This window comes from Streptomyces sp. RB17 (assembly GCF_009604455.1).
GTDB lineage: Bacteria > Actinomycetota > Actinomycetes > Streptomycetales > Streptomycetaceae > Streptomyces.
Map to the genome: position 1 here is coordinate 31,302 of NZ_WEGL01000018.1, position 20,970 is coordinate 52,271.

16 protein-coding genes and 4 pseudogenes are annotated in these 20,970 nt (G+C 69.4%); 11 read left to right on the plus strand and 9 right to left on the minus strand.

Annotated elements, in window-relative coordinates; all coding sequences use genetic code 11:
- Nucleotides 1-104: 104 nt before the first annotated feature.
- From SRB17_RS47195 to SRB17_RS42575, 3 genes are all read left to right on the plus strand, one after another.
- Nucleotides 105-461, plus strand: a complete 357-nt coding sequence (locus SRB17_RS47195; RefSeq protein ID WP_323377524.1) for a transposase family protein — start codon at nucleotides 105-107, stop codon at nucleotides 459-461.
- Between the two features lie 48 nt (nucleotides 462-509).
- Nucleotides 510-728 carry a hypothetical protein gene (locus SRB17_RS42570; protein WP_153547202.1) on the plus strand — a complete coding sequence of 73 codons (219 nt, stop codon included), beginning with the start codon at nucleotides 510-512 and terminating at the stop codon, nucleotides 726-728.
- Between the two features lie 82 nt (nucleotides 729-810).
- Nucleotides 811-1,017: a hypothetical protein gene (locus tag SRB17_RS42575; protein ID WP_194294334.1), complete on the plus strand. Its 207-nt coding sequence runs from the start codon at nucleotides 811-813 to the stop codon at nucleotides 1,015-1,017.
- 483 nt (nucleotides 1,018-1,500) lie between these two features.
- Here the strand turns inward: SRB17_RS42575 and SRB17_RS42580 are convergent, their stop codons facing one another.
- From SRB17_RS42580 to SRB17_RS42595, 4 genes are all read right to left on the minus strand, one after another.
- Entirely contained in the window at nucleotides 1,501-2,856 is a 1,356-nt protein-coding gene (locus SRB17_RS42580; protein ID WP_153547236.1) for a nucleobase:cation symporter-2 family protein, read from the minus strand.
- A gap of 14 nt (nucleotides 2,857-2,870) precedes the next feature.
- Nucleotides 2,871-3,857: an isopenicillin N synthase family dioxygenase gene (locus SRB17_RS42585; RefSeq protein ID WP_153547204.1), complete on the minus strand. Its 987-nt coding sequence runs from the start codon at nucleotides 3,855-3,857 to the stop codon at nucleotides 2,871-2,873.
- A gap of 267 nt (nucleotides 3,858-4,124) precedes the next feature.
- Nucleotides 4,125-5,447 (minus strand): amidohydrolase family protein, encoded by a 1,323-nt coding sequence (locus SRB17_RS42590; RefSeq protein ID WP_153547206.1) that lies wholly within the window; start codon nucleotides 5,445-5,447, stop codon nucleotides 4,125-4,127.
- On the minus strand, nucleotides 5,447-6,859 hold the full coding sequence (locus SRB17_RS42595; RefSeq protein WP_153547208.1) for a uracil-xanthine permease family protein: 1,413 nt from the start codon (nucleotides 6,857-6,859) through the stop codon (nucleotides 5,447-5,449). Before SRB17_RS42595 ends, SRB17_RS42590 begins: the two co-directional genes overlap by 1 nt.
- 1,131 nt (nucleotides 6,860-7,990) lie before the next feature.
- Here SRB17_RS42595 and SRB17_RS42600 point away from each other — a divergent pair.
- From SRB17_RS42600 to SRB17_RS42610, 3 genes and pseudogenes are all read left to right on the plus strand, one after another.
- A complete protein-coding gene (locus SRB17_RS42600; RefSeq protein ID WP_153547210.1) occupies nucleotides 7,991-8,893 on the plus strand; it encodes a DUF6192 family protein in 903 nt (300 codons plus the stop codon).
- A 3-nt stretch (nucleotides 8,894-8,896) separates the two neighbouring features.
- On the plus strand, nucleotides 8,897-9,307 hold the full coding sequence (locus tag SRB17_RS42605; protein ID WP_153547212.1) for a RacP protein: 411 nt from the start codon (nucleotides 8,897-8,899) through the stop codon (nucleotides 9,305-9,307).
- Nucleotides 9,308-9,387: 80 nt separating this feature from the next.
- A pseudogene (locus SRB17_RS42610) lies at nucleotides 9,388-10,197 on the plus strand (IS5 family transposase); the annotation flags it as partial.
- Between the two features lie 279 nt (nucleotides 10,198-10,476).
- Here SRB17_RS42610 and SRB17_RS42615 read toward each other — a convergent pair.
- Nucleotides 10,477-11,448: pseudogene (locus tag SRB17_RS42615) on the minus strand (alpha/beta fold hydrolase); the annotation flags it as partial.
- Between the two features lie 307 nt (nucleotides 11,449-11,755).
- Here SRB17_RS42615 and SRB17_RS42620 point away from each other — a divergent pair.
- Nucleotides 11,756-12,073 (plus strand): DUF6573 family protein, encoded by a 318-nt coding sequence (locus tag SRB17_RS42620; RefSeq protein ID WP_323377528.1) that lies wholly within the window; start codon nucleotides 11,756-11,758, stop codon nucleotides 12,071-12,073.
- 285 nt (nucleotides 12,074-12,358) lie between these two features.
- Here the strand turns inward: SRB17_RS42620 and SRB17_RS42625 are convergent, their stop codons facing one another.
- Nucleotides 12,359-12,856, minus strand: a complete 498-nt coding sequence (locus tag SRB17_RS42625; protein ID WP_153547218.1) for a DinB family protein — start codon at nucleotides 12,854-12,856, stop codon at nucleotides 12,359-12,361.
- A 1,037-nt stretch (nucleotides 12,857-13,893) separates the two neighbouring features.
- Nucleotides 13,894-15,755, minus strand: a pseudogene (locus SRB17_RS42630) (Helicase associated domain protein); the annotation flags it as partial.
- Nucleotides 15,756-15,945: 190 nt separating this feature from the next.
- Between SRB17_RS42630 and SRB17_RS42635 the strand changes: the two are divergent.
- Together SRB17_RS42635 and SRB17_RS42640 are read left to right on the plus strand one after the other, a co-directional pair.
- Nucleotides 15,946-16,415, plus strand: a pseudogene (locus tag SRB17_RS42635) (Tn3 family transposase); the annotation flags it as partial.
- Nucleotides 16,416-16,470: 55 nt separating this feature from the next.
- Nucleotides 16,471-17,037, plus strand: coding sequence for a hypothetical protein (locus tag SRB17_RS42640; RefSeq protein ID WP_153547220.1), 567 nt, complete (start codon nucleotides 16,471-16,473; stop codon nucleotides 17,035-17,037).
- Between the two features lie 274 nt (nucleotides 17,038-17,311).
- Here the strand turns inward: SRB17_RS42640 and SRB17_RS42645 are convergent, their stop codons facing one another.
- Entirely contained in the window at nucleotides 17,312-17,683 is a 372-nt protein-coding gene (locus SRB17_RS42645) for a fic family toxin-antitoxin system, toxin component (RefSeq protein ID WP_323377525.1), read from the minus strand.
- Nucleotides 17,680-17,937, minus strand: coding sequence for a hypothetical protein (locus tag SRB17_RS42650; RefSeq protein ID WP_323377526.1), 258 nt, complete (start codon nucleotides 17,935-17,937; stop codon nucleotides 17,680-17,682). Before SRB17_RS42650 ends, SRB17_RS42645 begins: the two co-directional genes overlap by 4 nt.
- 413 nt (nucleotides 17,938-18,350) lie before the next feature.
- On the opposite strand from SRB17_RS42650, the gene SRB17_RS42655 reads away from it, so the two are divergent.
- Nucleotides 18,351-19,859 carry an ISL3 family transposase gene (locus tag SRB17_RS42655; protein WP_323377529.1) on the plus strand — a complete coding sequence of 503 codons (1,509 nt, stop codon included), beginning with the start codon at nucleotides 18,351-18,353 and terminating at the stop codon, nucleotides 19,857-19,859.
- 74 nt (nucleotides 19,860-19,933) lie between these two features.
- Nucleotides 19,934-20,970: IS256 family transposase (locus tag SRB17_RS42660; protein WP_228396630.1), on the plus strand; the 1,037-nt coding region annotated here is incomplete at its 3' end.

The following is a 20,970-nucleotide window of genomic DNA, read 5'->3' on the forward strand; positions in this document are numbered from 1 at the left end:
TCCAAGTGCAAGACCGCGCCTGCCGACGCATCATCTCTGATCCCGCCTGCCCTTGACCAACTGCGTGAGAATCCACAGGTCGGACCCGAGGAGCTTCCGGCCCGGTGGAGCGGCTGGCCGGGGTGCCGGACCCGCGTGACCCGCGCGGGGTGCGCCACCGCCTGGCCGTCGTGCTCGCTCTCACCGCGTGCGCGGTGCTGGCCGGGGCGGTGTGGGTCTGGGTTCTGGCCGGTGCGGACGCGTACGTTCGGATCTCGGGTACTGGCGAGACGGAGAACGAGATCGACTACGCCCCGGCCGTGCATCGCGGCTGGTACGCGGTCTACGACTCGGACGCGGCCGACGCTCCGGAGCCGGTCGTCCTGCATGACGGGTCCGGCTGCCGTGACTTCCGGGCGGACACGGCTGCCGTCGTGGAGACGATCCGCCGCTTTCTCACCGTCACCTGCCGCGCCCGCTAGCCCCGAGGCGGGCACGGCCCGCCCGATCCTTTCGAAAGGGCTGGATCCATGTATCTGGTGACCACTGACACCCGGCTCGGCGCCGTCGTCGTCGCCCCTCAGTGCCCCGACGACCTCAACGACACTGCCCGTGCCGTCATCGGGGACGCGGCCTTCACCTGGCACCCCGGCATCGAAGCCTTCACCCAGCCCGGCCAGGGCCGACAGGCGGCCGCCCGCATCGCCCTGCGGCTCGTCCAGCTCGGACATGACGTCCTGGCCTGCTGACCCAGCCCGGCACCACCCGGCGGCGGGGGAGTGGCACCCCCGCCGCCGGGACGACCGAAGACACACCGAAAGGTAGGACACCATGTCCGACGCCCTGATTCCCGGCGCATCCGACTACGAGGGCATCAGCGAAGACGCCATGCGCTTCAGGCCCGAGGACCAGCACGGCCACGCCGACGCGCTGACCGAACTGTTCGGCGGGCAGGCAGACGTCATCCACTCCTACACCCGCGCCCAGGCCATCGCCGACGAAGCCCTGGTGGCTCTGTTCATCAGTGCCTGTTCCTGAGCCATGCATGCCAAGAGAGGCTTGGTGCAGGACTGAGTGCTTGCTGGAGGTGCCACCCGAGTGTGGCCTACAAGTTGAAGGCCTGGGGGCATCACGGTCCGCTACGACGACACGTCCGAGAGCTACCTCGCCAGCCTGCTCTAGCCTGCACGAATGTTGACACGCGGAGAACTCACTCCCGTAGAACGGAAGTTGTGGGACGCCTTTCCCGTAGGGTGCCAAGCCGGTCTGAGGACGGGCAACGCAGGAAGACGACATCGGGACGGGAAGAGACCGGGGCCCGAACGCACGGTGCGGACCGAGTTGCCGACGGCGGTGTTCTCCTCGTCTGCGTGCCGGTCACGGCACTGGCGTCGGATGCGGCGGGCGCGGGCGAGGACCGAGGCGGTGAAGGCCGACGGTTAGGCGCTTTGGCGAACCCTCAGCGGTCGCCAACGCCGGCACCACGGCGGCTCGCTGCCGTGGTGCCGGTCAAACGTCCCGTCAGCGCACAGGGGTTACCTTGGCCGGTGCGGTGTCCCCGACGGGTGCGCCGGGCAGTGCCACGCTGTTCTTCCGCCCCACCTGGGTGAAGGCCAGATTGAGGCCGAAGGCCACCAGGGTCGCGCTCGTCACCGGTGATCCCAGGACGATCTGCACCCCGTCGGGGAGGCGAGAGTACAGGTCGGGGGCGACTTCGGGGGCCATTCCGGCGCCTATCGCCACGGCGACGACGAGCAGATTGTTGGTGCCCTCGAACTCGACTTTCCGCAGGGTGTTGATGCCGACCGTGGCCACGGTCGCGAACATCACCAGCGCGGCCGCGCCCACCACCGGCTGCGGAAGGCCGGCCACCACAGCGCCGAGCTTGGGCACTGCGCCCAGCACGACGAGGACGGCGCCCGCGACCGCGGCCACATGACGACTGCGCACCCGTGTCATCGACACGAGCCCGACATTCTGCGCGAAGACAGTGTCGATAAAGGCGTTCATCGCTCCACCCAGCACGCCCGACAGGCCGTCGGCCGCCAGTCCGCGCGCCATGTCCCCGGTGGTGAGCCGCTTGCCGGTGAGTTCGGCGACGGCGATGAGATCGGCCGTCGACTCCGCGAAGAGCACGAGCATCACCACGCACATGGACAGCACGGCGACCGGCGGAAAGGCCGGCGCACCGAAGTGGAAGGGCGCGCTCACCCCGATCCAGTCGGCGGAACGGGCGGCGGTCAAGTCCACCAGACCAAGGGGAATTGCCACGGCCGTGCCGGCCAACAGTCCCAGGAGCACGCCCGTCTGGGCCAGGAATCCGCGCCCGAACCGCGCCACCAGCAGGATCACGACGATCACGAACGCGGCGAGGGCGAGTCGCGAGGGCGCCGCGTGGTCCGGCGCCCTCGGGTCGTTGCCGACGACCAGGCCGACGCCCACGCCGATCAGCGAAAGACCGACCACCGTGATCACGACGCCGCTGACCAGCGGCGGGAAGAACCGCACGGCCTTGGCGAAGGGCCAGGCGACGAGCATGCCGAAGACTCCGGCCGCGAGCATCGATCCGTACACGGCCTGCAGTCCGTAGTGCCCCGCGATAAGGATCATCGGGGTCACGGCGGTGAAGGCCGCGCCGGCCATCACGGGCATGCGGACGCCGAGCACCCGTCCGACGCCCGCGCCCTGGATCACCGTGATGACGCCCGCGACCAGCAGGTCGGCGTTGATGAGCAGAGCTATGGTCGAGGCGTCCAGCCCGGCGGCCGCGCCGAAGACGAGCGGCACCGTGACACATCCCGTATACATCACGAGGACGTGCTGGAGGCCCAGCAGGGCGAGCCGCCCGAACGGCGCCCGCGGCTTGGAGGGCATCATCACGACGGCTGCCCCTATCGCGCGAAGTTGGCGGCTATGCGCTGCTGGATGTAGTTCCCTGCGGTGATCGGGGGATAGCGCCTCTCCGGGCCTTCGATCACGACGTTCCGGTCGGCCTGCGCGAAGTAGGCGATGCTGTAGCGGGCCCCGCGGTCGTCATCCGGTCCTGGTGACTTCACGCGGTGGAAGTTGGACGGCAGCCGGTCGTCGCTCCAACGCATCAGCATGTCCCCGATGTTGCAGGTGATGACGTCGGCCGCGGGCACCACGGGCGTCCACTCCTGTGCCTTGGCCTCCCTGCCCGGGCAGACCTGCAAGCCGCCCTCGCCGTCCCGCTGGAAAAGCAGGGTGAGGCAGTCGAAGTCCGTGTGCGCTGCGGCCCGCCAGACGGCCGGGTCTAGCTCGGCGTCCTCGGGGATCGCGAAGTAGTGGAGCATGCGCAACGTCGACTGGTGGCTGTCGCTCGCCAGGTCGTGAGCACGGTCGAAGAAGTCCCGCTCGAAGCCGAGCCGTTCGGCGAAGCAGGACAGCACGCGCATGGCGACCTCGCGGCACCGCGCCTCGAAGGCCAGCGTCTGGGCACGGAAGTCCGGCAGCACGTCGTCGGGCCACAGACTGTCCATATGGGGCCGGGTGACCTGGTACGACTCCTTCTGGTCGGGTGTCTTGACCGACGGCCTGACCTGCGTCATCGACTCCCAGCCGGCGTTGCGGCCCTTCTTCAGCCGGTACCTTCCCTTGACGTCCTCCGGCAGGGCGAAGAAATGCCTGGCATCGGCGAAGGCGCGGTCCACCAGATGCTGTTCGATGCCGTGGTTGACGAGCTGGAAGAATCCGATGTCGGTGGCCGCGGCCCACAGTTCCTCAGTGATCTCGGCCCTGCGCCTGTCGAAGTTGGAGAGGTCGATGCGCCGGATCTCCCGGTCGGCGGTCTCCGTGCCCGCACCGCCCATGCGGGTTTCCCTGTCGAGCTCGGCGAGGGTGTACGTCGTGTTATTCATCGCGTCTACTACTCCCGTGGAGTGTGGTCCCTTTCGGGATGCAGTCACCGCCCCTGCAGTCCCCACCGCGGACACTCAGAGGTCTGCGGGCACGGTCGCGAAGGGAGCCCGTCGGTGGGCTCCGCGCCGTGGGCTGGCATGTGAACCATGCGCGATGGGGAAAGCCTTCCACTGCTGTGTTTCCTTGCGGCGTCGGAGCGTTACGCCCGCGTAAGACATGTAAGAACGGGGTGGGGAGCCGCGTGCCGCTCCTCACCCCGCACTTGATCAGCCCCGCAGCGCGTCCGTGAGCGACTCCTCGCTCAGCCGGAGGCTGCGGCCCCCGCGCAGCACCGCTTCCCCGGCCACCACGACCGTGTCCACGGTGCGGCTGCCCGCGCAGGTCAGCAGCGTCGCGCCGGGGTCGCGCACCGGCAGGCACGCGAAGTCACGGTCGAAGCGGTGCACGACCAGATCAGCCGGCATGCCCGGGACCACGCCGGAGGCCGCGGACTCCAGCCCCAGCACGTCGTTGGCGCCGCTCGTGGCGATCCCGATCATCTGCTCGAAGCCGAGCAGATCCGCCCGCCGGTGCGCCGCGCGCTGGAGGTAGGCGCCGATCCGCATCGCCTCCAGGATGTCCTGGGTGTCGTTGCTCGCCGCTCCGTCCACGCCGAGGCCCACGCGCAGCCCCGCCGCCAGCATCGCCGGCACCGGTGCGATGCCGCTGCCCAGACGCATGTTGCTAAGCGGGTTGTAGGAGACCCCGACGCCGTGCCGGGCGAGCCGCGCCCGACCCGCGTCGTCCAGTTCCACGCAGTGCACCGCGAGCAGCCGGTCCCACAGGAACCCCGCCCGCTCCAGGTACTCCACGGCGCCCAGACCGGTGTGTTGCCGGCACATCGTCTCGTCCGTCGCCGTCTCCAGGAGATGGATCGACACCGGGAGACCGTGTTCCTCCGCGTAACCGCGGACGGCCCTCATCCCCTCGACCGTAAGGGAGCGGGGGTTGGGAACGGCCAGCCCCAGGGAGATCCGACTCCCGGTCCCCTCGGAAGCCACTTCGGCGGCCAGCTTGTCGACGTGCGCGAATACGTCGTCAAGGGGCTGCATGAGGCGTGGGTCGAAGCCCCACTTACGGGTCGGGTCGGCGCGGTCGGCCACACCGCGGCAGACCACCGCCCTGATCCCGGTGTCGCGCAGGGCGCGCAGCACCGCGTCGTGCACCTCGGTCGACGGATGCGGCCACATGTGCTCGACGAGGGTGGTCGTACCGCAGCGCAGGGCTTCCGTCGCCGCCGCGGCGGCCGCCGCGTACGCCCGCTCGGGGCTGATGGCGGCTGTCTCGTCACCGACCTCGCGCAGCCAGGACAGCAGCGGCTGTCCTTCCCCGATCCCGCGCATGACCGCCTGGAACAGATGCGTGTGCGTGTTGACGAGCCCAGGGGTGACATGGCCGCCCGCGGCGTCCACCACCCTTGTCCCGCACGGCAGTTCTCCGGCGGCCGTCACGGCCGTCACGCGTCCGTCCGCGACATGCACGTCACGGGACTCGAGCCACTGTCCGCCACTCCACACGGTGGCGTTCGTGAGGGTGTCGATGTGGTGCATCAGGAGGTCCCCTCCTCACTGGCGTCGCCGGGCGGCGAGAGCCGCGACGCGGGCCGGGACCCGGCATGGTGGAAGAGGAAGTTCAGCGTGAAGGCGACCAGCCCTGTCATGGCGATACCACTGTCCAGCACGGTGCGGAGGGTGGCGGGCAGAGCGGCATAGACCTCCGGAGCGCCGACCGGGAGCATGCCCAGGCCGAAGGCGAGTGCGACGGTCAGCAGGTTGCGTCCGTCCCCCAGGTCGGCCTCCGCGAGAATGCGCAGACCGACCGCCCCGACCGTGCCGAAGATGATCACCGAGACGGCACCGAGCACCGGGCTCGGTACCACTGCCACCGCGGCTCCCAACACGGGGAAGAAGGCGAGCACGACCATCATCGCCCCGGACAGGGCGACCACGTGACGGCTCACCACCCGGGTGACACTGAGCAGTCCGACGGACTGACCGAACGTCACGATGGGGAAGGACGACAGTCCGCCGGAGAGGACCGTCGCCGCACCATCGGCACGCAGCGCCCGTACGACGGTCTTCTGGTCATCGCCGCGCCCGGCGATCCTGCCGACGGCGAGGGTGTCGCCCACCGACTCGACCATGTTGACCAGTTGCACGACGAGCATGGCGATGACGGCGGGCAGGACGAACGTCGGTGCGCCGAACGCCGTGACATCGGGCCGGGCCACGGCGTCGGCGTCCGTGACGCCGGAACCGTCGAACAGGCCCAGGGGGAGCGCGAGAAGGGTCCCGGCGGCCAGCGCGAACAGGACGGAGAAGCGAGCCAGCGCGGGCGGCGCCAGCCGCTCGACCAAGACCACGAGGGCGATGGTCGCCGCGGCCAGGGCCAGCCTCTTCGCTCCGGTGCCGCCGCCCGAGCCCGAACCGGTGATCAGGCTCGCCGCCGACGGCACCAGGGAGAAGCCGATCACCGCGATGACCGTGCCGGTGACCAGCGGCGGGAAGAGATGCAGGCAGCGGCCGAACCAGGGCGCGACGGCCACGGTCACGAGTCCGGCGACGACGGTCGCCCCGAACACCGCGGCCAGGCCGTGCTCCCGCCCGATGAGTATCGCCGGAGTGATCGCCGTGAACGTCGACCCCATGACGATCGGGAGCCGGGCGCCCACCCACTTGACGCCCAGGCTCTGCAGCAGCGTGGCCAGCCCGCTGACCAGAAGGTTCGCACTGATCAGCAGACGGATGCGGTCCTCAGGCAGGTCCAGCGCGACGCCCACGAGCAGCGGCATCGTCGCCATGCCCGAGTACGACACCAGCAGATGTTGCAGGCTCAGGGGCACCATCCGGCGCAGGGGCGGCCGGGCGTCCACCGGATGCGGAGCTGATTGCCCAGAGGCGGGCCGGTGGTCGTCGGGGCCGGGGTGGGACAGGATGTCGGTGGCGTGCGTCTGTGCAGCCATCGGTCCTCCCTCGAAAAGGCGGTGGAAGATGGCTGGTTAGCGCCGACTGGAGCCGGTCACGCGCCGGCCGTTGCAGCCATGACCGGTGTGCGGAAGACCATAAGGATGGGGTGTTTCGGCCGCGTTGCGGCCACGAACCCGGCGCGTTCCAGGAGGGCGCGGCACCACATGACGGGACCCGGACAGGACCGCCGAAGCTCAGGGCCCCGGACCGCTCGGTGAACCAGGCAGCCGACCCCGGGGGATGGGCGGAAGGCTGACCCGGACCGGCCCCGGGTGGTCACGGCGAGGGGTCATGATGGGCGGGGTCGAAGGGCCAGCCTGTCGAGGTTGATGGGCAGACCATGCGGATGGCGTACGAAGTCCCGGTCGGAGAGGGGAAGACTTCTGGGACGATCTCCGTACGGGGTTTCAAGCGCGAGCCGGTGCAAGGAATCTGCCTCGAAGTCAAGGGCGGCGAACTAGAGATTAACGGAGTGCGCCACGACGTGAAAGGCCACATGGCAGCGCTCAGCAACCCGGTCATCTTGGCCTGAACCGTGGAAGGTCCTTGGTGTCCGAGGGCCGTCTGCGACGCGACAGCCCCTTCCCGCGCGGCTCTCTGGGTGTGCGTTCGATCCGGTCGTACGGTGACGTCATGAGCAGGGACGGGGCTCCTCGGCTGAGGCTGGTCGTGGTCATGGACGACGACGCCGGGCCGCGGTTGTGTCGTGGCTGTGGTGGTCCGTTGATGCCGGCGGCGAAGTCGACGGCGGTTTTCTGCTCGTCGGCGTGCCGGTCGCGGCATTGGCGGCGGATGCGGCGGGCGCGAGTGAGGACCGAGGCGGTGACGGCCGGCGTGACGTCCATCTGCCCGGAGTGCCAGGTGTCCTGGACGGCCGGAGTCGAACGTCCCGTCTCGGCAACGTACTGCTCTCCCCGCTGCCGCAAACGGGCCTGGCACAAGCGGCGCGTGGAACAGCGCGGGATGTGAGACCGCGCCTTGAGCGGCCATGGAGCCGCTCCATGCGCCGGGGCCGCACGCCCTTTCCAACGGGGCGGAGGCAGTCGGATGGTGCGAAGTGACGGGATGCCAGGGCGAGTTGGCGGTACGGAAAGTGCCGCACCCGGGCCCGTGGGGGTGGTGTCCTGATGCCCGAGATGGTCGGGAGTGTGACCCGGGAGCGCTACGACGAGCTGGTCAAGCTGGGGCGGGACTGGGTCGCCACGATGAGCAGTGCCCAGTGGCGTCTTGGTGATGCCGCCCTGGAGATAGAGCCGATGCGCTCGTATGGGGGTGCGAACCCGTCCGGGAAGGATGATCTGTTCACCGTCAGCGAGGCCATCCGGCTGTTCGCCGAGGACGTCGGACTGGCCTACACGACGGTGCGGAGCTATCGGTGGGTGTCCTCGCGCTGGCCGAAGGGGCGCCGGCGGGCGGACGTGTCGCACACCATCCACAAGATCCTCGCCAGCATCCCTGATGAGCAAGAACGGTTCGAGGCGGTCACCAACCCCCCGCCCAGCCCGCGCGGCGGCCAGCCACGCTGGACGCACGACAGCGCGAAACGCGTGGTGGGCTGGAAGGTCGACTCCCCGGAGAGTGTCCAGGAGAAGGTGGAGGCAATCCACGACCTGGCCAGCGACGACGCGGTCGCGGCGGTGGTGACCACCGACTTCCTGCGCCGTCCCGCGGTCGCCAACAAGGCGATGGCCGACGACACCGCCCGGCACGCCGTCAACGAGGCCCAGTTCGACCGGTTCCGCCAGCAGGCCCATTTCGTCCACGAGGAGGCCGCGCCGCAGTTGCAGCACATGGAGCACAGCGCGCAGTTCATGGACCTGGTCGCGGCCTGCGCGCAGTTCGTCACCACGGCCGGCAGGATCGTGCCGAACCTGCGCGGCGAGCACTACGACGACGCCGAACGCGACACCATCGGCCGGGGCCTTGCCCGGGTACGTGCCGCGGCCGATTGGATCGAGAATGCCGTCATCCGCGGCAAAGTCGACCTCGACGAGCAGCTCCAGAAGCTGCTGAAGGGCTCGGGTGAGTAGGCGATGGGGCGGGGTGTCCCCGCTCACGTCCACGCCGAAGCGATCCTCAGCGCCCTGCAGGAGGCCCGCCCCGCCGGACTGAGCATCACCCAGCTGATGGCCGCCACCGAACGCACCCGCGCACAGATCCACACCGGGCTCGCGCACCTGCGCCATGTCGCCGCCGCGCGCGGTCTGCCGCCCGTGACCTGGGACAGAAAGTGGGGATACCGGCTGCTGGACGACGCGCCGGAGGTGTGGATCGGCTACGAGCGGGCCTTCTTCCACGCCGTGCACCACCGCGTCGCCAACTTCGTCGCCGGGATCCTCCTCCCGCACCAGAAGAAGACTCCCAACGACCCCTATGTCCGCACCGTCATGGCCCAGATGGGCGCGATCGAGTCCACCCTTCAGTTGCTGGCCAACCTGGAGTGAGCAGAGCAGGAAGGCAGGCAACGGGCCGCGATCACACCGCAGTTGGCTCCTGACCCCCAGATCGCGGCCCCAACCTCGTGATGCTGCCGTACTACCGCTACCCCTCCGACACCAGTGACGTGGAATGGTTCCTGCTGGAGCCCCTACTCCCCGTTCCCGCATGCCAGACTCCGAAGGGCGGCGCCCCGGAGAAGTGGCCCCGCCGCCGCGTGGTCGACGCCATCCGCTACATCACCGACAACGGGGCGAAGTGGAGGGCGCTGCCCGCCGACTTCGGCATCCCCTGGCGCACCGTGTTCGGATACTTCGCCCGCTGGGCGAAGGCCGGCGTGCTGGGGCGGATCCTTGACCAGCTCCGCCGACGGCTGCGACTGCGCCGTCGGCGCTGTCCCTGGCCGGTCCGGGTGATCGTGGACTCCCAGTCCGTCAAAGGTGCGGAGACGGTGTCGAACGCGACGCGCGGATACGACGCGAACAAACATATAAATGGGCGGAAGCGGCATCTCCTCGTTGACCAGGACGGCCTGCTCGTCGACCTGCTCGTCACCCCCGCCGACGTCCAGGACCGCGACGCAGCCCACATCCTGCTGACCCGCCTTCACGCCGAGCACCCCGAAATCGTCCTGGTGTGGGCGGACAACGGCTACGGCGGCGAGGAGTTCAGCACCTGGGCCCAGGACATCCTGGGCATCACGATCAAGGTCGTTCCCCGCCCCAAGGACGCTAAGGGCTTCGTTCTGCTTCCAAAGAGGTGGGTGGTGGAACGGAGTAACTCGTGGACGATGCGGGCCCGGCGCAACGCGAGGGACTACGAACGCCTCATGTCCCACGCCGAAGCCCACATCCAGTGGGCGTTCATCACCCTCATGACCCGCCGCCTGGCCCGCTCACGCCGTCAGCCCGAGGCAGTCCCGACCACCCTCGCGACAGCCGCCTGAAAGCCCTCCTGCTGCCGTTCGGCTGCCCGTCCATCGACGCCCAGCCGAACGGCAGACCGGATCACGACCACGCCTCACAACACCATGACCTGCGGAAAGAGGATGTGACACACTTCTCAGAATGAGCAGTGCCTCGACAGCGGTTCGGGCGGCAGTGGAGCCTTTTTGCACCACGCGGATGTTCACGTGTTTCGACAGCACGGGCTGACGCTGCGCGAGTGCGTCAGGCAGCAGGGCGGCGAGCCAGTCGATCAGGAGCCGGTTGACCTCGTCGGGGCGTTCTTGCTGGATCCAGTGGCCGCAGCCGTCGAGGAGGTGGGAGGAGACCAGGCCCGGCAGCGTGACCGGGTACGCCTTGATCGCATCGGCCAGCCATGTCGTGGAAGCGTCCAAGCCGCCGCCGATGAACACGGACGGCTGGGTGATGGGGGCGCCGTCAAAGGCGGCGAGGTCCTCCCAGTCGCGGTCCATGTTCCGGTAGCGGTTGAGCGCCCCGGTCACGCCGGTCCGTTCGAACTCCCCAGCGTAGACATCGAGGTCCCTCTCGCTGAGCCAGGCGGGCAGCCGGCCGATGGGGAACCGGTCCCGCAGCGTCCCGGCCCTGCTGACGAAGTGCGGATCGGGAGCGCCGGGTGCGGGCATGGTGTCGGCGGATAGCGCCGCGTAGAAGCCCGTGAGCCAGCCGCGTACATCGGGTTCGATCTCGGCCTCGGCGCGGCCCGGCTCCTGGAAGTACGAGACGTAGAACTCCTCGTCCCCGCCCATCTGAGCGAAGACGTCGCTGGGACGCGGCCCGCCGCGCGGAGTGTAGGGAACGCTCAGCAGCCCTACTGCCCGGAAGACATCCGGCCTGAGCAGGGCGGAGTTCGCGGCGATGGTCGCGCCCCAGTCGTGGCCGATGACCACCGCCGCCTCCTCGCCCAGGGCGTGCACCACCGAGACGTTGTCCTCCACCAGGTCGAGCATCCGGTACGAATCCGTAGCTGCCGGCTTGGAGGAACGGCCGTAGCCTCGGACATCGATGGCGACCGCGCGGTATCCCGCCGCTGCGAGTACCGGCAGCTGGTAACGCCAGGAGTACCAGGACTCCGGGAAGCCGTGAACGAGCAGTATCAGCGGCCCTGTTCCCTGCTCCGCGAGGTGCATGCGGCCTCCCGGTGAGGACACCAACCGGTGTGTGATCTCCGCGACGCGCTGCGACATGAGTCCCCTCCCCGACCGTCGGTCTGCTGTGCCCCCAGGACGGCCCCCTTCCGCCGTTCCGTTGGCTCAACGCCGATCCTGCGGAAGACCCCGCCCAGAAGACGAGTTCGTTTGCCGATTCAGCAAGCCCGGCCTTGGCGGTGGCACCGACCTGGTCAGCTGCCCGCCCCCGAGTGCGGCGGGCACAGGGCTGCCTCCCGTTCTCATGAACATCGACTCCGGCCGCAACCGGCTGCCTCCCCACGAGATGAACAACTGCTGGCGCTACTCGTGAACAAAGCCCCCCCTGGTTCAGGTCCCGGCCGTACTGGCCCACGAGGCGGGCTTCACGGTCCCTATCGCCCTGACCGCCGCTGCCTGGGCGGACTGCGTGCAGTGGAGCGAGATGGACAGCAACCGCCAGGCCCCCCAGGACGAGACCGGCCGCCTGTGGGATGTCCTGGTCATGACCCGCTTCGCCATCCGGCGCAGCCGGGGCAGCGGGGACCGCATCACGGTCGAGCTGTACCGGATCCCGCGAGGCGGCAAGGCCCGCCAGCCCTGCCGCGCCCGGCTCGCCGCCTGCATCGGGCCGGGCGACCATGCCTGGCCGGTCTTGACGATCTCGCCGCCCGGCGAGGACTGACGCCCCCGGCCGGGCGGGTGCTTCGGTTCCCGCCCGGCCGTCTCTCTTCTGGCGCCCACGAGGCGCCGGCACCATCCCATCAGTCCCGGCCGGGCGCAGCACGGGCCGTGCCCGGCCGGGTGTTCCCGCACTCGGATCCTGTCAGGGGCCCGGCCCTCGCCCGTGCGGAGCCCTGGCAGGGGGCTTCCCCGAGCGGGCCAATGGCCCGCCCTTTTTGCTTGCCCGGGACCGCCGTGCTGCGCCTGGCCGTCCAGGGGTCGGTCAGGGGACGGTCCCCGCCGGCCACTACTGTCCGGTGATTGTGTTGATGCGTTCGCGGAGGAGGTCGGCGTGGCCGTTGTGCCGGGCGTATTCCTCGATCATGTGGGTGAGGATGTAGCGGAGAGAAAAGACGTCGTCTCCGTACCGCCCGGTGACATTGGGGGACTGGGCGGCATCCACGATGTCGCGGGATCGGGCGCACTCCTCGTGCCAGATCGCGAACGCCTCTAACGGGTCTGCGGTGTCGACGGCGAAAGCGCCGCCGTCGCTACGGGGCCAGTGCACATCACTGTGCTCGCCGTTGAACACGTTCCGGAACCAGGTCCGCTCGACGTCGGCCATGTGCCGGACGAGGCCGAGCAGCGACAAGCCCGAGGGCTGCACGGCCTTTTGTCTGAGCTGCTCGGCTGTGAGCCCCGCACATGCGATGGCCAGCGTGTCACGCTGGCGCTGCAGGAAGCCGGTCAGCGTGGCGTGCTCATCGGCCACCCGCGGAGGTTCGGTCCTCTCCCGGTTGTCCATCGGACCATCATGACAGCGAGGGGCGCACGGCAGTCGGATCTCTGCGGCTGACCTGCGCCGCCGAGGACCGGCTGCCGCTCGGCGGTTCGGCTCGAGCTTTCGGAGTGTGGAGGCCGGCCTTGGCACGGGGCCGTGGCGCGCCGCACCCTCGCCCCACCCGTCCCCGGGGCCGCCGGCCCCGGGCCCGCACCCGACCATCCCGGACCCCGTCAGGGGCCCGGCCCCCGCCCCCGCCGAGCCCCCGTCAGGGGCGTGCCCCTACCGGCCGACGGCCGGTCCCGCGTGTGTGGGGGAGTCGGGGGTCGTACGTCGCCCGTGGGAGGTGGCGGCCGCCAGGCCGTGATCCCCATGCTGCGCCCCACCCTCGCCGGGGGCCGACAGGCCTGGACCGGCACTCGACGTCCCGGGTCCCGTCAGGGGCCCGGCCCCGACTCCGCACGAAGCCCCCGACAGGGGGCTTCCCCATGCCGGCCAACGGCCGGCCCCGCATGTGGGGCTGTTGTGGTGGGGCGCCGTTGTTGGGTGCCGGGGGGCGTTGCTTTTTGCCGGGATGGGGCGGGAGTGGCGTGGTGCCTGCCGCTGGGGGTTTCCGGTCCGCTGCGCTCCCCGGAAACCCCGTGGCCCGGGTTCGCTGCGCTCCCCTTCGGGCCACGCACGCGCACCCGTGCGTCCGCTTCGCGGCCGTCCCGGGGCGAGCGCTCCGCGCTCTTGCGCGCTGCGGGAGTCGGCAGGCGGTCGCGGTGCGCCCCGCGCTCCGTGACCTCGCTCCGCGCTGCCGTCTCCCTTGCCTCTGGGCCTACGCCCCAGAGGTGCGGCGGCACGCCCCGCGCCATGCCCGCCCCATCCGGTCGAAAACCCTTTGTGAGCTGGGGTGATGGTCTGCGGGGGAGTGTCAGTTGAACCTCGTCATCGGAGCGTCAGTGGCGCAGGCGCGGCGACCTGGTCGTTGGCGCTGACGGGTGGTGCTCACCTGTTGCTGACATGAGTGACGACAGACCATGTCATTCTTTCACCGACTGCCCTACAGGCGTCTTGTTTCACTCGTCGTGGGGGTCCTGTTGCGGCAGGAGTGTGGCTGGATCGGGCTGCGCGGCAGCCCGGAGTTCGATGTCCACGATGGCGTTCGCGATCCCTTCCTTGCGCCACTTCTCGGAACGTTCGTCGCGGGACAGGCCGCCCTCGTAAGCCATGGTCAGCAGGGTGTCCTTGGTGTGGTGGCGCACCAGTTCGTTGACGCGGTGCATCCGCGCGATGCGGGCGATGTTGGCCTGACGCTCTTTCTCGGACAGGGCCGGTTCGCTGGAGCGGGGGAAGCTCATCGGCCAGACGGCGTTCCACCGCGGGGGTGTGTCGGTGGGCTGTGACGACGTGTCCTCGTCCTTCTCGGCGGTGTGCGAGGCCGTGGTGTCGTCCTGGTGGTCTTGAACCTGTGCGTCCGGTGGGGTGGGCTGGACGGGCTCGTCGTGCGCCGAAGCCGGGCCCTTGGCCGGGCGCGGCACCGGCGCGGGTGCCTGGGGCGGGGGTGCGTCGCGGCCGCCGCGGAGTGTGGTGAGGGCGGTGCGCTGCTCCGGGGTGAGCTTGTCCCACCGGCTTTTCGTGGTGGTGTTGGAAACCCAGATGCCGAGCTTGACCTCGTGTTCCTGGCCGTCGAGGGTGATGCGTTCGAGGTGGTTCCTGGGCACGCGGGGGTGGCCTTCACGCCGGACGTACTGCGTGTAGGCCGCCAGGCCCCGCTGGAACGCCTGCTGCGCCTTGCCCGAACTCTTCGTCGACCGCACGGCCGCCGGGGCGGGAGACGGCGCCTTAGCGGGCGTCACGCCCTGCCGGGACAGCCGCTCCTGCTGCTTGGCGGACAGCTGCGCCCAGGTGCCCGGGTTTCTCCGCTGCTCGAGCCACCTGCCGAGATCATCGCCGTCGAACAGCACGCCGGGCTGGATCTCGGGCAGTACGCCGTCGGCGTCGACCAGGTCGGCGAGCACGCGGTAGTGCCGCTGCCAGTCCAGCGGCCACGGGCAGTCCCAGTCCGGGTCGATCGCCGTCAGTTGCGCAGCGCGTTCCGCCGCCCGCTGCGGGTCCTTGCCCAGGCCGTTCTTCTGGCCCTTGCGGCGGAGGTTGGCCATGTGCTGGCCGACGGGCACCATCGCCTCGCCCTCGCCCCAGACGGCGTCCTGCCGGGGTGCGAGGTGCCCGGCGGCCGGTGAAAGGACCGGAGCGCGGCGAGCTTGGCCTCCCACGCCTCCTCGCCCGGTTCCCACACCATCCCTGCCCCGGGCGCGTCCAGCAGTTCCTTGCGCCGTTCCTCCAGCTCACCCGCGCGCAACGCTTTGCGCTGCTGGTGGACCCACCTGCCCAGCGGGAAGAGAGTGACTCCGAGTTCGACTTCCGTGTCGTACGGGACGGCGTACAGGCCGGTGATCTCGTTCTCTTTGCGCCAGCGCAGCAGGGCCTGGTAGCCCTCCAGCCACACCAGCGACTCCGGCCGGTACACCCGGGTGCGCAGGAAAGCGGCGATCGTCGCCGCGTCCCGGGGGGAGGAGAAGTGCAGCAGCGCCGACTCCACCGCGGACTGGGTGTCGTCCTGCTCCTGGTCCTCGCCGTCACCGTCGGCCCCGACGATCCGGCCTTCTTCATCGCGCTGCACGTGGATCTTGCGGGCGTGGTTGCTGCGGGTCAGGGCGCGGGAGGCGAGCTGCTCAACGAGGCGTTCGTCGTGCGAGCGCAGGCCCTGGAGCACGGCCACGAGCGGCTTGAAGCTGGCGGAGGCGACCATGTCGGTCGGGTCCTCGCCGCGCTCCAGGAAAATGGGCACGATGATCCTGGCGACCTTGGTCGTGCCGTCCGGGTTCGGGCGGAGCGCCCGGCCGATGTTCTGCACGATCTCCACCTGGGAGCCGCGGGTGATGGTCTGCGGGGGAGTGTCGGTTGAACGTCGTCGTCTGGGCGTCAGTGGCGCAGGTGCGGTGACCTGGTCGTTGACGATGACGGGTGGTGCTCACTCGTTGCTGGCATGAGTGACGAAGGGCCATGTCAGTCTCACGCCGACTACCAGGCAGGCTGGACAGCCAGGACTGCACCGGCTCTGTCGGTTCGTCGTCCTCGGCACCCCGCGCGACTCCCTGCACATCCTGGACGCACTGCCGAACCTGGACGGCGAGGTGAAGCCGGAGATGGTGGCGACCGACAACGCCTCGTACTTCGACATGGTGTTCGGCCTGTTCAAGATCCTCGGCTGCAACTTCGGCCCGCGGTTCCGCGACCTGGACGACCAGCGGTTCTGGCGGGCCACCATGCCCGACGTCAAGACGGGCACGTACGGCGAGGTGGAGGACCTGGCCCGCAACCGCGTGAACCTGAACGAGGTGATCACGCATGGGCCGGGCATGTTGAAGGTCGCCGGCTCCCTGGTGACCAACCAGGTCCGCGCCAACGACCTACTGCGCATGTGCGGGCGTGAGGGGCGCCGACTCCACTGGGTGCGGCGTTCGCCGAGTACGGGCGCATGGAGGACCAGCTCGGCGCGCTCGGCTTGGTCCTCAATGCCATCGCGCTCTGGACGACGTGACAACCTCGCTGAAGGACGGCCCTTGTCAGTGGCCACCTGTTTACTTGGGCCCATGACCGACAAGATGAGTCACAGCGATGTCCATCGAACCACAGCTCTCACGCCCGGCGCCGAGATGGTGGAACCGTCGCGGTTCAGGATCCGCAACGTCAAGATCGATGGACGGGGTGACGTGGTGAAAGTCCGAGGAGGGGGTTCGTACCAGCTCAGCTTCGATGTGCTGCACGATTGTTCGGGGTGCGGCAACGCCATCAACCAGGTGATCGTTGGGCTGGCGGGCCAGGATCGAGCCCAGGCGTCGGTATGGAACGGCAAGCAGCGCAGCGGGGGCGGCTTGAAGGTGGTCAATGCCGGCACGGATGTCGAGGCGCTGGCGGAGGACAACCCGGGCCCAGCGGAGTGGGTAAATGTGTCGTGCGACCTCGTTGTTCCCGACGAACTCGGCGTCTACTCGGTTCGAGCACGTTACGCCCAGGCGTATCAGGGACGCCTGATGACTGCCGAAGGACGTGCGATCCCACAGCCGGAGTACCAGGACGTGCTGGGTTGGTGGAAGGTCGACCGTCCGGACGGGCCCGGCCCGGAATCGACCATAGGCACCATCATCGTCGAGGCGTGAAGTTGCTGGTCGGCCGCTTCGGCCAACCCCGTGGCCATCGACCAGAGCCCGGAATGCCCCACCGTCGGCGTCGATTCGCGGCCCAGCGGGCCCGCCTCACCCGCCAGAGCGTGGCGGGCCCCGGGGACTGCAACAACCGGCCCCGGCCCCTCGGACTCGCCGAGGGCGGGGTCCGGCGAGACCCCACAGAGCGGCGGGCCGCGGTGATCAGCAACGTTCCCACCGGACGGAGCTCAGGGTCAGCAGGGCTCGGTCCCCTTCGCCCGGTTCGGGATCAGGGTTTCCAGGTGCGCAGGAAAGCGGCGATCCGGGGGGCGGTGCAGCGCGGGTTGTTCAGCTCATGGGCGAGCGCGGTGAGCTGTTCGCGAGTGGGGCTGACAGGGATGTTGCTGGCCTCCAGATACATGACGGCGACCGCGCAGGCCACGGTCAGGTTGGAACGCTCCAGCCAGCGGCAGCGGCCCAGAGTGTGCACCAGGGCTGCGGCGCGGGCGTAGGCGCCGCCGTAGATGGGTGTGTCGAGCAGTTCACCGCGGTGGCGGGCGACGGCAGCGATGGGTATGCCGTAGTCGTCGGCAGCCGGGTCGCGATCGCCTGCCCGTTGCGCCACTTCGAGGATCCAGGACTCATCGACGTGCAGGATCACGCGCCAGCGCCCCGCTGGGGCTCGGCGTACGGGGCGTCGAGCTGTTGCTCCAGGTCGTCGAGGAAGGTGCCGTGCTCATCGATGAGCCGCTGGGCGGCGGTCATACCGGCGGCGCGGGCGCCGGTGGTGTCCTCGATGATGAGCCGCTCCACGTACTTGTTGAAGTCCAGGCGGCGGGCGGCCGCGGCGGCCTTGCCGGCCGCGAGCACGTCTTCTTCCAGCCGGACCTGTGTCTGCTTCTTCACGGAAGTCACGTCTCACATGGTAGCACCGTGGTAGCAGCCCTGCGGCGGGCGTGGAAAGGGTACGCAGCCGACTGGGCTTCGGTGAGCGAAGGACCCGGCCGCCGGGGAGGTGTGGACGGCGGCCGGGTCGGACGGGATGGGATGGGATGGGTCAGCCGGTGCGGACGAACTTCACCGCGTCGGCGCGCAGGCAGCCGCTGCCGCTGGACTCCAGCTTGACGTTCTGGGTGCCGGTGCCGAGCGTGTAGGTGCCGCCTATCTGGTGCCAGCCGGTCGGCTCCGTCTTCTGGTCGAGGGTGGACTGCGACTGGACGCCCGGCGGGGTCTGTACGGTGAGTGGCTCTGTACCGTAGTCGGTGGTGACGGCATGCGACGGGCATCGTTGACGCTATATGCGTGATGACAACTACCTTGTGGCAACGGTGTTTTCAGGGCTGTCGGCGTTGGTCATCGATGATGTGGCAGACGATGGTGAGGTGATCCGGGTCTTGGCCCGGACCCGGGATGTTCCCGTTCCCTGCCCGATGTGCGGGGCGCTGACGGGGAAGGTGCACGGATACCATGGCCGGACGGTTGGGGATGTGCCGGTGGATGGCCGCCGCGTCGTGATATGTCTCCGGGTCCGGCGTCTTGTCTGTCCGGTTCTGGGCTGTCGACGGCAGACCTTCCGCGAGCAAGTCCCCGGTCTGCTGGAACGCCTGCAGCGTCGCACCACGCGGCTGGCCAGCCAGGTCTCGGGAGTGGTGAAGGAGTTATGCGGCCGGGCGGCCGCCCGGCTCACGTCCCTGCTGGCATTTCCGGTCTCCTGTGCCACTGCTCTGCGTCTGCTGCGGCGTATCCCCATCCCCACCGTCCCTGTCCCGATGGTGATCGGGGTCGACGACTTTGCCCTGCGTCGGCGCCACCGCTATGCGACGATCGTCATCGACGCCGAAACGGGCCGGCGCGTCGACGTGCTGCCCGACCGCGAGGCCGCCACATTGACCGCCTGGCTGCGCTCTCGTCCTGAGGTCGAGGTCGTGTGCCGGGACGGCTCGACCACCTACGCCGAGGCCATCCGCCAGGCCCTGCCCGACGCGGTGCAGGTCAGTGATCGCTGGCATGTGTGGCACAACCTGTGCGACAAGGTCCAGGCCGAGGTCCGCGCCCACGCCCCGTGCTGGGCCACCATCAATCCGCCCCGCCCGGGCGGCATCCGCGAGCAGACCACTCGCGAGCGCTGGCACAAGGTCCACGCCCTCCTCGGCCAGGGCGTCGGCCTGCTGGACTGCTCCCGCCGCCTGGACCTGGCCCTGAACACCGTCAAGCGCTACGCCCGCATCCCCGAGCCTCCCACCGAGCGCATCACTCCGCGCTACCGCCCTACTCTCGTAGACCCCTATCGCGAGCACCTGCGCACGCGACGCGCGGCCGAGCCCGGCGTGCCCGTCACCCACCTCCTGCGCGAGATCAGGGAACTGGGATACACCGGCAGCGCCAACCTGCTGGTTCGCTACCTCAACCAGGGCCGCGCCGAAGGCGACCGCCCCGTGACCACCCCCCGCCGTCTTGCCCGGCTCCTGCTCACGCACCCCGAACACCTACGGACGAAGGACACCGATCTGCTCGGGCTGATCACTGCGGCCTGCTCCGAGATGACTGAACTTGCGGCACTCATCCGTGACTTCGCCGTCCTGCTGACCCCCGCCGGCAGCAACGACTCCAAGCTCACCGACTGGATCACCCAGGCCCGCGGCGCCGACCTGCCCCACCTGCACAGCTTCTGCAACGGCCTCGAACTCGACCGTGCCGCCGTCAACGCCGGCCTGACCCTGCCGTGGAGCAACGGCCGTACCGAGGGCGTCAACACCCGCACCAAACGGATCATGCGGCAGATGCACGGCCGTGCAGGTTTCGAACTCCTCCGCCACCGCATTCTGCTCAGCACATAGCCACACAACGTCACCACCGACTACGGTACAGAGCCCGGTGAGTGGTGTAACTCCCGAGCTGGAAGCGACAGTTGATGACTGACGTGACGAGGGACACCGAGGCCGGGAAGGCCGTTGTGAGTGGGGCGGGCGCCGTGGATGACGGGCTGGTCGCCGAGTTGGTGGCCCGGGCTCAGGCCGGTGGCGTGAAACTCACCGGGGACGGCGGCCTGCTGCAGCAGCTGACCAAGCGGGTGCTGGAGTCCGCGCTGGAGGGCGAGCTCACTGATCATCTGGGGCACGAGCCCGGTGAGCGGGCCGAGGGCGGCCGGGACAACTACCGCAACGGGCACCGCTCCAAGACGGTGATCACTGAGTCGGGGCCGGTCGAGATCGCGGTGCCCCGGGACCGGGCAGGATCGTTCGAACCCCAGCTGGTCAAGAAGCGGCAGCGGCGTCTGGGCGGGGTGGACGAGATGGTCCTGTCGCTGTCGGCGAAGGGGCTGACGCATGGGGAGATCTCCGCGCATCTCGCCGAGGTGTACGGCGCGGGGATCTCCAAGTCCACGATCTCCACGATCACCGACAGCGTGATGGCCGGTATGACGGAATGGCAGAACCGTCCGCTGGACAGCGTCTACCCGGTCGTCTTCATCGATTGCGTGAACGTGAAGGTCAGGGACGGGCAGGTCGCCAACCGGCCCGTCTACATGGCGGTGGCGGTCACCGCCGAGGGACACCGGGACATTCTGGGTCTGTGGATCGGCGACGGTGGTGAAGGCGCGAAGTACTGGCTTCAGATCCTGACCGAGATCAAGAACCGCGGCGCGGCCGATGTCTTGATGCTGGTCTGCGACGGCCTGACCGGCCTCCCGGACGCCGTGAATACCGTCTGGCCTGCGACGATCGTCCAGACCTCATCCGTGCACACTCCTTGGTGGCGGGAGACGCCCGCCGGTCACCGCGCCAGCGGGAGAGGACCTATGCAGACGCGTTGCCTTCGAGGCCGTTGCCGAGACCGTAGTCGGATCTCAGCATTCCGGGCATTTCGGCCCGGAAGGTCCGTCACATCACCAGAGCGTCAGGGGCTCGGCTTGGGGACGGTCTCTCGTTTCTGTCTGCCGCGGGTGCG